Source organism: Pseudomonas brassicacearum subsp. neoaurantiaca (genome assembly GCF_013608025.1).
Lineage (GTDB): Bacteria > Pseudomonadota > Gammaproteobacteria > Pseudomonadales > Pseudomonadaceae > Aquipseudomonas.
In genome coordinates this window covers 216,846-229,888 of record NZ_VDLV01000004.1, presented here as the reverse complement: position 1 = coordinate 229,888, position 13,043 = coordinate 216,846, and the positions used below count along the sequence as shown (strand labels likewise).

Below are 13,043 nucleotides of genomic sequence, written 5' to 3'. Positions count from 1 at the left end.
TGCTTATATCGTGCCAAAAACCCGGTAGAGGCCCTGCGCCATGACGTATCGAGTGCGCTACACTGCGCCGCTTGTGCAGATCGAAGAGTTTGAAGGACAACCATGACGTTCAAGGCCCCGGACAGCCTCGCCGAGCAAATCGCCCATCACCTCGCCGAGCGCATCATTCGCGGCGAAATGAAGCCGGGAGAGCGCATCCAGGAGCAAAAGGTCACGCTGGCGCTCAATGTCAGCCGTGGTTCGGTCCGCGAGGCCTTGCTGATCCTGGAACGACGCCATTTGATCGCGATCCTGCCGCGCCGTGGGGCGCATGTCACCGAGTTGACTGAGCACAACGTGCGCAGTCTTTGTGCATTGATGAGCGAGCTGTACATCCTGCTTGGCAACGCCGTGGCCCATGGGTGGAAAGAACAGGCCGACATGGCGCCGTTCGTCGCGATCCAGCAGCGCCTCAACGATGCCTACGCGCGCCAGGACATCCGTACCTTTGTCGATGAAAGCTTCAGCGTGATGCGCGCCGCGTATCCCTTTGCCAACAATCCATACTTGCAGGAAACCGTCGAGAACCTGCAGCCGGCCATGAGCCGCGCCTACTTCCTGGCCTTGGAACAGCGCAAGGCCGAAATGAGCGAATTCCTCGACCTGTTCCAGCGCCTGCTCGTCGCGGTGCTGGCCCGTGATTTGCCGCAGATCCGCATCGTGCTGACGGCCTACGCCCAGCGCAGTTGCGATCTGGTGGTTTCAGCCCTGACGAAGGCCTGAACATGCGTCTCAAGTGCATCAAGCTGGCGGGGTTCAAATCGTTCGTCGATCCGACCACGGTGAACTTCCCCAGCAACATGGCGGCAGTGGTCGGGCCCAATGGCTGCGGCAAGTCGAACATCATCGACGCCGTGCGTTGGGTGATGGGCGAAAGCTCGGCCAAGAACTTGCGCGGCGAGTCGATGACCGACGTCATCTTCAATGGCTCCACCAGTCGCAAACCGGTGAGCCAGGCGAGCATCGAGCTGGTCTTCGATAACTCTGACGGCACGCTGATCGGCGAGTACGCGGCCTACGCGGAAATTTCCATTCGGCGCAAAGTGACCCGCGACAGCCAGAACAGTTACTTCCTCAACGGCGCCAAGTGCCGCCGTCGCGATATCACCGATATCTTCCTTGGCACCGGCCTGGGTCCACGCAGCTATTCGATCATCGAACAGGGCATGATCTCCAAGCTGATCGAGGCCAAGCCTGAAGACCTACGCAATTTCATCGAGGAAGCTGCCGGTATCTCCAAATACAAGGAGCGGCGCCGCGAGACCGAAAACCGCATCCGTCGAACCCACGAAAACCTCGCCCGCCTGACCGACCTTCGCGAAGAACTCGAGCGCCAACTCGAACGCTTGTACCGTCAGGCTGAAGCCGCGAAGAAATACCAGGAGTACAAAGGCGAGGAGCGCCAACTCAAGGCACAGTTGTCGGCCCTGCGCTGGCAGGCGTTGAACGAGCAGGTTGGCCAACGCGAGGCGGTCATCGGCAACCAGGAAGTCAGCTTCGAAGCGCTGGTGGCCGAACAACGCAACGCCGATGCCGCCATCGAGCGCCTGCGCGATGGGCATCACGACCTGTCCGAACGCTTCAATCTGGTGCAAGGGCGTTTCTATTCGGTGGGCGGTGACATTGCCCGGGTCGAACAAAGCATCCAGCACGGTCAGCAGCGCTTGCGCCAGTTGCAGGATGACTTGAAGGAAGCCGAGCGCGCGCGTCTGGAAACCGAATCCCACCTGGGCCACGACCGCACATTATTGCTGACCCTTGGCGAAGAGCTTGAACGGCTCACGCCAGAGCAGGAACTCACCAGCGCCGCCGCCGAAGAGGCTGCCGCAGCGCTGGAAGAAGCCGAGCTGACCATGCACGGTTGGCAAGAGCAGTGGGACAGCTTCAACCTGACCTCCGCCGAGCCGCGGCGCCAGGCTGAAGTCCAGCAGTCGCGGATCCAGCAACTCGAAACCAGCATGGAGCGCCTGGCCGAGCGTCAACGGCGTCAGTCCGAAGAGCGTGCATTGCTCGCGGCAGACCCGGAAGATGCCGCCATCCTGGAGCTGAGCGAGCAACTCGCCACCAGCGAAGCCACGCTCGAAGATTTGCAGGCCAGCGAAGACGCCCAGGTCGAACGCCTCGAGCAACTGCGCCAGGCCTTGCAACTGGCCTTGCAGAACCAGCAACAGGCCCAGGGTGAATTGCAGCGGCTCAATGGACGCCTGGCCTCGCTGGAAGCCTTGCAGCAAGCCGCGCTGGACCCGGGCACCGGCACCGCCGAATGGCTGCGTGACCAGCATCTGGCCGAGCATCCTCGATTGGCCGAAGGCCTGAAGGTCGATACCGGTTGGGAGTTGGCGGTGGAGACCGTACTGGGCGCCGACCTTCAAGCGGTGCTGGTGGATGATTTCGCCGGCTTCGACCTTTCTGGCTTCAGCCAAGGTGATCTGCGCTTGCTCAGCCCGGCCGGTGACGGGGTGCGGGTGCCGGGCAGCTTGTTGGACAAAGTCGAAGCCCAAGTCGATCTATCGCCCTGGCTGGGGCAGGTCAAGCCAGTGGACAGCCTCGAGCAGGCCTTGGCCTTGCGCGGGCAACTGGCGGCCGGCGAAAGCCTGATCAGTCGTGACGGATATTGGGTCGGCCGGCATTTCCTGCGGGTGCGCCGGGCCAGCGAAGCGGAGAGCGGCATGCTCGCTCGCGGCCAGGAAATCCAGCGCCTGGGCGCCGAGCGCGAAGAGCGCGAGGCCAGCGTCGAAGCCCTGGAAACCGAATTGCAGAACCTGCGGGCGCAACAGCGTCAGCAGGAAAACGGCCGCGAACATTTGCGTCGCTTGTTGCAGGACGAAGCGCGCCAACAGGGCGAACTCAAGGCGCAGCTGTCGGCCGGCAAGGCGAAGGTCGAACAATTGGCCCTGCGCCGCAGCCGTCTCGATGAGGAAATCGCCGAGTTGGGCGAGCAGCGGGCGCTGGAACACGAACAGATCGGCGAGGCGCGTCTGCAATTGCAGGAAGCCCTCGACGCGATGGCGCTGGATACCGAGCAGCGTGAATTGCTGCTGGCCCAGCGCGACAGCCTGCGTGAACGCCTCGACCGCGTGCGCCAGGAAGCGCGTCAGCACAAGGATCATGCTCACCAATTGGCGGTACGCCTGGGCTCGCTCAAGGCGCAATACGATTCCACCCGCCAGGCCTTGGAACGCCTGGAAATGCAGTCCGAGCGCCTGACCGAAAAACGTGAACAGTTGAGCCTGAATCTGGAGGAGGGCGAGGCGCCGCTGGAAGAGTTGCGCCTCAAGCTTGAAGAATTGCTCGATAAACGCATGAGCGTCGACGAAGAACTCAAGACCGCGCAGATCGCCCTGGAAGACGCCGACCGCGAATTGCGCGACGCCGAGAAGCGCCGTAGCCAGGCCGAGCAGCAATCGCAACTGATCCGCGGCCAGATGGAACAGCAGCGCATGGAATGGCAAGCCCTGACCGTGCGCCGCAAGGCCTTGCAGGACCAGTTGCTGGAGGACGGCTACGACCTCAACGGGGTGCTCGCAACGTTGGTGGCCGGGGCGAACGAGAAGGATGCCGAGGAAGAGCTGGAGCGCATTGCCCAGCGCATTCAGCGCCTGGGGGCGATCAACCTGGCCGCTATCGACGAATACCAGCAGCAGTCCGAGCGCAAGCGCTACCTGGATGCTCAGAACGACGATCTGGTAGAGGCGCTGGAAACCCTGGAAAACGTCATCCGCAAGATCGACAAGGAAACCCGCAACCGCTTCAAGGATACCTTTGATCAGATCAACGGCGGTTTGCAGGCACTTTTCCCAAAAGTTTTTGGTGGCGGCAGCGCCTATTTGGAACTGACGGGCGAAGATCTACTCGATACTGGGGTGACAATCATGGCGCGTCCTCCCGGCAAGAAGAACAGCACCATTCATTTGCTCTCCGGCGGTGAAAAAGCGCTGACGGCATTGGCCCTGGTCTTCGCCATCTTCAAACTGAACCCGGCACCGTTCTGCATGCTCGATGAAGTCGATGCACCATTGGACGACGCCAACGTAGGCCGTTACGCACGGCTGGTGAAGGAGATGTCTGAGACAGTGCAGTTCATCTATATCACCCACAACAAGATCGCCATGGAGATGGCCGATCAGTTGATGGGGGTGACCATGCATGAGCCCGGCTGCTCGCGACTGGTGGCGGTGGATGTGGAGGAAGCCATGGCGATGGTGGATGCCTGAAGACAGGTTGTAGGGCTTCTACTTGTAACGCTGTAGGTATTTTTTACCGTTGGGGCTGATGGTCAATTCACAGATTGGGCACAAGCCTATGCGACAGACGGTGTAAAGTTATCTTTGGTCGTGCTAGTTTAATGTCAATTTTTCGTATGCGTGGGCAAAACGCCATTCAGAACATAGAGTTGGCGCCACGTTTTAAAGCGGTTTGCAAATAGCTAAGCCCCTTATTTTTCAGCATTTTTATAGAGGCACGGGATTACATGGAAATCGGTCTGCGCGAGTGGCTGATCGTCATCGGCATCATTGTCATTGCCGGTATTCTTTTCGACGGCTGGCGTCGCATGCGCGGCGGCAAGGGGAAACTCAAGTTTCGCCTGGATCGCAGCCTGTCTAACCTGCCTGATGAGGATGACAGCGCCGAACTGCTGGGCCCGCCACGGGTGCTGGACACCCACAAGGAGCCGCAGCTGGACGAGCATGACTTGCCGTCGATGAGCGCGCCTGCGCGTGAGCCACGGGAATCGGGTTCCAAGCGCGGCAAGCGCAACAGCGAGCCGTCCCAGGGCGATTTGAACCTGAACCTGGATCTCGATGGCGGCCCGGGCTTCAGCAGTCGTGACGGCGACTTCCCGGACGAGAGCAAGCCTTCCAGCGCCGACAAGGAACAGGCCCAGGCTGAAGAAGTGCTGGTGATCAGCGTGATCTGCCGCGACCCGGCCGGCTTCAAGGGCCCGGCGCTGCTGCAGAACATCCTCGAAAGCGGCCTGCGCTTTGGCGAAATGGACATTTTCCATCGCCACGAAAGCATGGCCGGCAATGGCGAGGTGTTGTTCTCCATGGCCAACGCGGTCAAGCCTGGTGTGTTCGACCTCGATGACATCGACCACTTCAGCACCCCGGCGGTGAGTTTCTTCCTCGGCCTGCCAGGCCCACGCCATCCCAAGCAGGCCTTTGACGTGATGGTTGCAGCGGCGCGCAAGCTGTCCCAGGAGCTCAACGGTGAATTGAAGGATGATCAGCGCAGCGTGCTGACCGCCCAGACGATCGAGCACTACCGCCAGCGCATCGTCGAATTCGAGCGCCGTGCGCTGACCCAGAAGCGCTGAGGTCGCCAGAGTCTTTATGGCTGGGGCCTTTTGTGGCGAGGGAGCTTGCTCCCGCTGGAGGGCGAAACCCTCCCAAGAAAGTCTTGAAAAAATGAGCAGCCCAGGCTGCTCTTTTGCTTTATGAGAGAACACTATGAACGCCGTTGAAACCCGCATCCTAGAGCTGCGCGCCGAGCTGGATCAGCATAACTATCGCTACCACGTTCTCGATGAACCGAGCATCCCGGACGCTGAATACGACCGCCTGTTCCATGAACTGAAAGCCCTGGAAGAGCAGCACCCGGAACTGGTGACCAGCGACTCGCCGACCCAGCGGGTGGGCAGCGTGGCGCTGTCGGCATTCAGCCAGGTACGTCATGAAATCCCGATGCTCAGCCTGGGCAACGCGTTTGACGAAACCACCATGCGCGAATTCGATCGGCGCGTGACGGAAGGCCTCGACCTGCCCCAGGGCGATTTGCTCGGCGGCGGTGCGGCGGTGGAATACAGTTGTGAACCGAAGCTCGATGGCCTGGCGGTCAGCCTGCTGTATCAGGATGGCATGCTGGTGCGTGGTGCCACGCGCGGTGACGGCACCACGGGCGAGGACATCAGCGTCAACGTGCGCACGGTGCGCAACATTCCCCTCAAGCTGCAGGGCAGCGGTTGGCCACCGGTGCTGGAAGTGCGCGGCGAGGTGTACATGTCCAAGGCCGGTTTCGAGCGCCTCAATGCCACGCAACTGGAAGCGGGCGGCAAGACGTTCGCCAACCCGCGCAACGCAGCCGCCGGCAGTCTGCGCCAATTGGACTCGAGGATCACGGCCAACCGTCCCCTTGAATTCTGCTGCTATGGCATCGGCCAGGTGACGTCGGACATCGCCGACACCCACATCGGCAATCTCAAGCAACTCAGGGCCTGGGGCATGCCCATCAGCCGTGAGCTGAAGCTGGCCCACGGTATCGACGAATGCCTGGATTACTACCGCGACATCGGCGAGCGACGCAATTCGCTGCCCTACGAAATCGACGGTGTGGTGTTCAAGGTCAACAGCATCGCCTCCCAGCGCGAATTGGGTTTTCGTGCCCGCGAGCCGCGCTGGGCCATCGCCCATAAATTCCCCGCCAGCGAAGAACTCACCGAATTGCTCGACGTCGAGTTCCAGGTCGGCCGTACCGGTGCTGTCACACCCGTGGCGCGGCTCAAGCCAGTCAAGGTGGCTGGCGTGACGGTGGCCAATGCCACGCTGCACAACATGGACGAGGTGGCGCGCCTGGGCCTGATGATCGGCGACACGGTGATCATTCGCCGCGCCGGCGACGTGATCCCGCAGGTGGTGCAGGTCGTCACCGAGCGCCGCCCGGAAAACGCCCGCCCGGTGGCAGTGCCGCAGCAGTGTCCGGTTTGCGGTTCCCATGTCGAGCGTACGCAACTGATCAAGCGCAGCAAGGGTCGCGAGACCGTCAGCGAAGGCGCGGTGTACCGCTGCGTCGGTCGCCTGGCCTGTGGCGCGCAGCTCAAGCAGGCGATCATCCATTTCGTCTCGCGACGGGCAATGGACATCGAAGGCCTGGGCGAGAAAAGTGTCGAGCAATTGGTGGACGAAGGGCTGGTGGGGTCGCCCGCCGACCTGTATGCGCTGACGTTCGAGCAAATCGTCGACCTGGAAGGCTTCGCCGAGCTGTCGAGCAAGAACTTGCTGGCGGCCATCGTCGACAGCAAGCAGCCGAGCCTGGCGCGTTTTATCTACGCCCTCGGCATCCCCGATGTGGGCGAGGAGACCGCCAAGGTCCTGGCCCGCTCCCTCGGTTCGCTGGAGCGCGTGCAGGCGGCGTTGCCCCAAGTGCTGACGTACCTGCCAGATGTGGGCCTGGAAGTCGCCCACGAAATCCACAGCTTCTTTGAGGATGCGCACAATCGCCAGGTCATCAAGGACCTGCTGCGCCACGGCCTGGAAATTCAGGACCAGGGCGAGTTGGGCGCGGAATTCTCCGCCAGCACGACCCTCGGCGGCTTCCTCGACAAGCTGCACATTCCTTCGGTCGGCCCGGGCGGGGCGCAGAAGCTGGCGGACAAGTTCGGGTCGCTCGAAGCGGTCATGAACGCCGACTGGCTGGATATGCGCCAGGCGCTGCCGGAAAAGCAGGCCAACGCCGTGCGCGAGTTCTTCGCTGTCGCCGCCAATCGCGAGCAGGCCCTGGCTGCAGAGAAGCAACTGCAGGATTTCGGGATGCACTGGCTGAGCGAGAAGAAAGTCGTCGAAGGCTTGCCCGAAGCAGGGAATACCTGGGTGCTGACCGGTTCGCTGGAGCTGATGAGTCGCGACGTCGCCAAGGATAAATTGGAGAGCCTGGGGGCCAAGGTCGCCGGGTCCGTGTCGGCAAAAACCCACTGCGTGGTGGCCGGGCCGGGAGCAGGGTCGAAATTGACCAAGGCCAATGAGTTGGGGCTCAAGGTGCTCGACGAACAAGCGTTCGTCGATTTCCTGAAGGGCCATGGCATCCCGGTCTGAGGGGCGCGGCTTTTTTGGCGAGGGAGCTTGCTCCCGCTGGGTGGCGCAGCCGCCCCAATCGGCGCGACGCAATCGTCTTGATGAACCGCATTGTCCGGTTTTGCGACGGCTGTGCCGCCGAGCGGGAGCAAGCTCCCTCGCCACGGTTTATCGGTGCTATGAGCCGGCGTTTGGAACGATCATGAACCTAAGGTGATCTAGTCTTGCAGGCTCCAGGGAGAGATCGCCATGTACCGCTTCTTCGAACAACTGAGCTCGCGCATCGCCGCGCCGTTCCTCGGTGATCGGTCACGCAACAGCAAGGTCTGGCCGTGCCGTTGCGGCCAGTCATTGTTCTTTCGCAACAGCCAATGCCTGGCTTGCCTGGCGGCGCTGGGCTACCAGCCGGAGCAAAGCCGCCTGTCATCCCTCCAGCCTGGCGAGCAGCCTGATACCTGGACCTTGGATGCCGACCCGCAGGCCGGGCTGTTCCGCCGCTGCGCCAATCTCGATACCGCTGCAGCCTGCAACTGGCTGCTTCCCGCCAACGGGCACGACACGCTGTGCATCGCCTGCAGTCTGAACCGCACGATTCCTGACCTGTCGATCCCGGAAAACCCTGAGCGCTGGCGCAAGGTTGAAACGGCCAAGCGCCGCCTGGTTGCGCAGTTGATCACCCTCGGCTTGCCGGTCATTCCCAAGACCGTTAACGAAAGTACCGGCCTGGCATTCGACTTCATTGGCGTCGATCCCGACGGTAAACCGCCGACCACCGGGCACGCCAGCGGGCTTATCACGCTCGATATCAAAGAAGCCGACGATGCTCATCGCGAGCACGTGCGCCAGCAGATGCACGAGCCGTATCGCACCTTGCTCGGGCATTTTCGCCACGAGGTCGGCCATTACTATTGGGATCGGTTGATTGCCGGCAGCCATTGGCTGGAGCCGTTTCGCACGTTGTTCGGCGATGAGCGCGCCAGTTATTCCGAAGCTTTGGAGCGGCACTACCAACAAGGCGCGCCGCTGGATTGGCAAACCCACTACGTCAGTGCCTACGCCACCATGCATCCTTGGGAGGACTGGGCCGAGACCTGGGCTCATTACCTGCACATGATGGACGCGGTGGACACGGCGCTGGGCTTCGGCATGAGCGCGCGGGAAATGGATTTCGACTATCAGCCGTTCCCGCCCGACACCCTGTTTGACCCCGAGCACGCGGGTGGCACGGCGTTCCTGTCATTCGTCAACGCCTGGATCGAACTGGCCGGTATGCTCAACGAACTGTCGCGCAGCATGGGCCAGCCGGATTTCTACCCGTTCGTCGTGCCGGCAGCGGTGATCACCAAGCTGCACTTCATTCACTTGGTGATCCAGGAGGAGGGTGGTCGGGCGGATGAGGTGTTGTTGTAGTTTTGTGGTGAGCTGGCTGCCAAGGATGGCGGATGTTCCGACGCATTCGCGAGCAGGCTCGCTCCCACAGGGTTCTCCGCTATTCGAGAATCGGGCGTCCAGCGCAGATCCCTTGTGGGAGCGAGCCTGCTCGCGAATGCGCTAGGCCAGCTTGCATCCATACCGAATATGCCCGTGAATCCCAAGGACATGTTGCTGGAGCAAGTCCTTGAACACCTTCGGTTTTTTCAATACGACACGAACGGTTGTAACTTCTTGTCAGATAGGTACAATGGCGCGGCTCGCCGTCAGGCGGGCGTCGTTATGGTGACCCCATCGGTCCCCCCGCAACGATTACCCGTGAACCTGGTCAGATCCGGAAGGAAGCAGCCACAGCGGGAACATTGTGTGCCGGGGTGTGGCTGGTGGGGTTGCCTCCATAACGCTCCAGGCCTTCGTTCGCAAGGTTTGCCAAACTCAAAATTTCTTGCTGTTTTGCTGATCGATACTGATCGGTGCCTTCTGCTGCCCTGGTTTTCGCGGACAAGGCAGCCGAGCGCCAACTAGGAGGCCGAGCCGTGCCGTTGGCGCCCCCTGCTTCTATTTCACTGCATCAAGGCTTGGCCAACGCCTGATCAACCGCCGCAATCAGCTTTCCAAGGTCCTTCGGCGTGGCTCTGTGGATGACGTTGAACAGGTACGCCCGCTGCTCATCTTCGTCGCCCATGTCGGCGAAGAATGCTTTGAGCTGGACGTCCAGCGCGTCGGCAAACAGGAACAGGGCTTCGACGCTCGGGGTGTAGGCGCCGGTTTCGAAGCGGCTGATGGTTTTCGGGTCGAAACCGGTCTTTTCGCCAAGTTCAGCCTGAGTGAGCCCCGCTACTTTGCGGTAGCGTCTGATGGCTGGACCCAGACTTGAAATTCGCATCGCTTAATTCCCATTCAGAATCAAGAACTTAACGATAGATCTTCGCATTAGGCAACCGCTCGTTCCATCACCTTGCTTTGCAAAATGTGATGTGTTTCGTAGAATCGGCCTTTGGCATGGGTGTTTTGGTGTCCTGCTTCAGGAGCCCGGGTGTAGGAAAGACCGGGGCTCGCGCTTCTTTAGCAGCGACACAGGGCGGGGCCTGGAGCTTTTCAGGTCGCACCGCCAGCGTCCATGCTCCAGCTTTCTCAAGGTATTTGAGCCTAGTTGATTTTCGCCCCTGCGGGGGCGGTGCAACCGTGCGCGACAAACGAGCCTGACTCATGGATGACTGCTTCGATGGATAAGAAGTACCGCAGGGCTGTTGACGCCGCCGCGATCTTTTCCGAAACCGATTTGAGCGGGCGCATCACTTACGTCAATGATCAATTCTGCAGCCTGTTCGGCTACGGTCGGGATGAGTTGCTTGGGTCAAACCATCGCGTGCTCAACTCGGGCCAACATCCCAGTGAGTTCTTCAGCGCCATGTGGCGCACCATTGCCCTGGGCAAGATCTGGAAGGGCGAGATCTGTAATCGGGCCAAGGACGGCGCATTGCACTGGGTTGATACCACCCTGGTGCCGGTAATCGACGAAGCGACAGGGAAGATCAAGCGTTATCTGGCGATTCGTTTCGACGTCAGCGAGAAGCGTCGGTTGCTGCATTCCTTGCAGTGGCGTGTCGGCCACGACGTGCTCACCGGCTTGCCCAATCGCACCTATTTGTCCGAACTGCTGGACCAGGCACTGGAGTTTTCCCGGGTGGAAAACCTGCCCTTGGCCGTATGCATGCTCGACCTTGATGGCTTCAAGGCCGTCAACGACGGATATGGCCATGCCAGCGGCGATCGGTTGTTGGTGGAAGTCGCCAGGCGTCTGCGCAGCATCGTGCGTGGCGAAGACGTCGTGGCGCGGCTGGCCGGGGATGAGTTCGTCCTGGTGTTGCGACATGTTCGCGGCATGGACGAGTTGCATGCGGCCTTGAACCGGGTCCTGATCGCGGTTTCCATGCCGTATGCGATCGACGGCAAGGCCATCAACGTCTTTGCCAGCATTGGCGTCACGCTCTCTCCGTGGGACAACGACGACGCCGACACGCTGTTGCGCCACGCCGATCAGGCGATGTACGTGGCCAAGCAGAGCGGCCGCAATCGCTTCCATCTGTTCGACATTTCCAGGGACAAGGAGGTGCGGGCCACTTACCAGACCGTGGAGCGGGTGCGGCAGGCGCTGGCCGATAATGAGTTGCGGCTGCATTTTCAGCCAAAGGTCAACATGCGCGACGGCGCAGTGGTCGGGCTTGAGGCTTTGTTGCGCTGGAAGCATCCGCAGCGTGGGCTGGTGCCGCCACGGGAATTCCTGCCGTTGGTGGAAGAGACCGATCTGATCGTAGACATCGGCGAATGGGTCATGGAACAGGTGTTGACCCAGCTACAACAATGGCAACGGGCGGGACCGGGTTGGCCGGTCAGCATCAATATTTCGGCGCGGCATTTCCAGCGGACGGATTTCGTCGAACGGCTGCAGCGGGTACTGGAGCGACATCCGGCGGTGTCGCCGCGCATGCTCGACCTGCAGATCGTCGAGTCGGTGGCCGTGGAAAACCTGGCGCATGTCAGTGCTTGTCTCCAGGCGTGCCAAGCCTTGGGCGTAGGCTTTTCCCTGGGCGGCTTCGGTACGGGGCATTGCTCGCTCAACGACCTCAAGCACCTGCGCACGCAAACCATCAAGATCGACAAGACGTTCGTGCGCGATATTCTCAATGACCGGGATGATCTGGCATTGACCGAAGCGGTGATCGGTCTTGCCCGGGTATTTGGTCGGCAGGTGGTCGCGGAGGGGCTGGACAGCCTGGAGCACGGGCAGCTCCTGTTGGCGCTGGGGTGTGAAGTCGCCCAGGGTTATTTCATCGCCCGACCGATGCCGGCCAGGCAGATACCGGGCTGGGTCAAGACGTTTATTCCACCGTCCCAATGGCAGGCCCGGCCAGGCGACCAGAGCGAAGCGGCGCTGGCCTGCGACTCTTCGCTGCGGCCGGTATAAAGCTGGATAATTGCGTCGATTTCCCCGGATGCCTTCATCTCCCGCAAAGTTTGCAGAATGCGTTGCACCGGGATTTTCGGGTCATTGCGCAGGTAACAGCTCAATTGCTGTTCCTGGAGCACCGCCACTTCGTGTAATTGCCGGTCAGCGGTGTGGCGTTGGTTGAACCAGTCCAGCGCCCATTGATTGCTGACCGCATAGTGATAACGTCCCGCCAGCAGCTTTGCCAGCACCTGGTCCTGGCTGCGGGCGTCGTCCCGCCGAAGATGGCCGCTGTCGAACAAAGGTTGCAGAGTAGGGTAGCTATAGCTGAGCACGGTGCCGATCGCTTGCTGGACCAGCGCCGCGGGAGTGATTTTCTCCGGAGCGCTGGACGAGCCGACCAGCACATCGCGTTGAAAGAACAGCGGGACACTCCAGAGGTAGTCGGGCGTTTCGTGGTCTACCCAATCAGGCGAGACGTAACACCGCATGTCTATTTCACCGTGCTCCATGGCGCCGTCGAGCCTTGCGCGGGATAGCACGTGGAATTGCGCCGGCATGCCCACCCGGGTTGCCAGGCTGGTCATGATATCCGGCAAGATGCCCTGGGTCGGTCGGCCCCTGTCGACCTGAACCATGGGCATGGCCCAGCCATCGGTAATGGCGAAGCGCAAGGGGACCTCTTCTGCGAAACATCCCGTTCCCAGCAACAGCAAAGCCCCCATGGCCGAACGCATAAACTCTCCTGACTCTACAAAAACATGTCGACAACCGAGCTGCTCAACCTAGCTTAGCCAGATTAGACGAGCACACCGGATGCAATTTCGCCCCTGCTC

7 protein-coding genes, 1 other RNA gene and 1 pseudogene are annotated in these 13,043 nt (G+C 61.0%); 7 read left to right on the top strand and 2 right to left on the bottom strand.

The features are described from left to right. Positions 1 to 102 precede the first annotated feature (102 nt). The 6 genes from FHK92_RS04150 to ffs all read left to right on the top strand — a co-directional run bounded on the left by FHK92_RS04150 (position 103) and on the right by ffs (position 9,646). Positions 103 to 762, top strand: a complete 660-nt coding sequence (locus FHK92_RS04150) for a GntR family transcriptional regulator (protein ID WP_030140880.1) — start codon at positions 103 to 105, stop codon at positions 760 to 762. A 2-nt stretch (positions 763 to 764) separates the two neighbouring features. Beyond that, positions 765 to 4,253: a chromosome segregation protein SMC gene (gene smc / locus FHK92_RS04145; protein WP_181286945.1), complete on the top strand. Its 3,489-nt coding sequence runs from the start codon at positions 765 to 767 to the stop codon at positions 4,251 to 4,253. A 257-nt stretch (positions 4,254 to 4,510) separates the two neighbouring features. Then, positions 4,511 to 5,356 carry a cell division protein ZipA gene (gene zipA, locus FHK92_RS04140; protein ID WP_030140882.1) on the top strand — a complete coding sequence of 282 codons (846 nt, stop codon included), beginning with the start codon at positions 4,511 to 4,513 and terminating at the stop codon, positions 5,354 to 5,356. A gap of 133 nt (positions 5,357 to 5,489) precedes the next feature. Next, entirely contained in the window at positions 5,490 to 7,847 is a 2,358-nt protein-coding gene (gene ligA, locus FHK92_RS04135) for an NAD-dependent DNA ligase LigA (protein ID WP_181286944.1), read from the top strand. A gap of 228 nt (positions 7,848 to 8,075) precedes the next feature. Beyond that, the gene (locus FHK92_RS04130) at positions 8,076 to 9,236 is read left to right on the top strand and encodes a zinc-binding metallopeptidase family protein (RefSeq protein ID WP_181286943.1); all 1,161 of its coding nucleotides are present in this window, start codon (positions 8,076 to 8,078) and stop codon (positions 9,234 to 9,236) included. Positions 9,237 to 9,549: 313 nt separating this feature from the next. Then, positions 9,550 to 9,646, top strand: an RNA gene (ffs, locus tag FHK92_RS04125) — signal recognition particle sRNA small type. Between the two features lie 182 nt (positions 9,647 to 9,828). Here the strand turns inward: ffs and FHK92_RS04120 are convergent. Further along, on the bottom strand, positions 9,829 to 10,143 hold the full coding sequence (locus tag FHK92_RS04120) for a helix-turn-helix domain-containing protein (protein ID WP_181286942.1): 315 nt from the start codon (positions 10,141 to 10,143) through the stop codon (positions 9,829 to 9,831). A gap of 339 nt (positions 10,144 to 10,482) precedes the next feature. On the opposite strand from FHK92_RS04120, the gene FHK92_RS04115 reads away from it, so the two are divergent. Beyond that, entirely contained in the window at positions 10,483 to 12,225 is a 1,743-nt protein-coding gene (locus FHK92_RS04115; protein ID WP_181286941.1) for a putative bifunctional diguanylate cyclase/phosphodiesterase, read from the top strand. On the opposite strand, the pseudogene FHK92_RS04110 reads toward FHK92_RS04115, so the two are convergent. Then, positions 12,213 to 12,944: pseudogene (locus FHK92_RS04110) on the bottom strand (substrate-binding periplasmic protein); the annotation flags it as partial. The gene FHK92_RS04115 and the pseudogene FHK92_RS04110 overlap by 13 nt on opposite strands. Positions 12,945 to 13,043 lie beyond the last annotated feature (99 nt).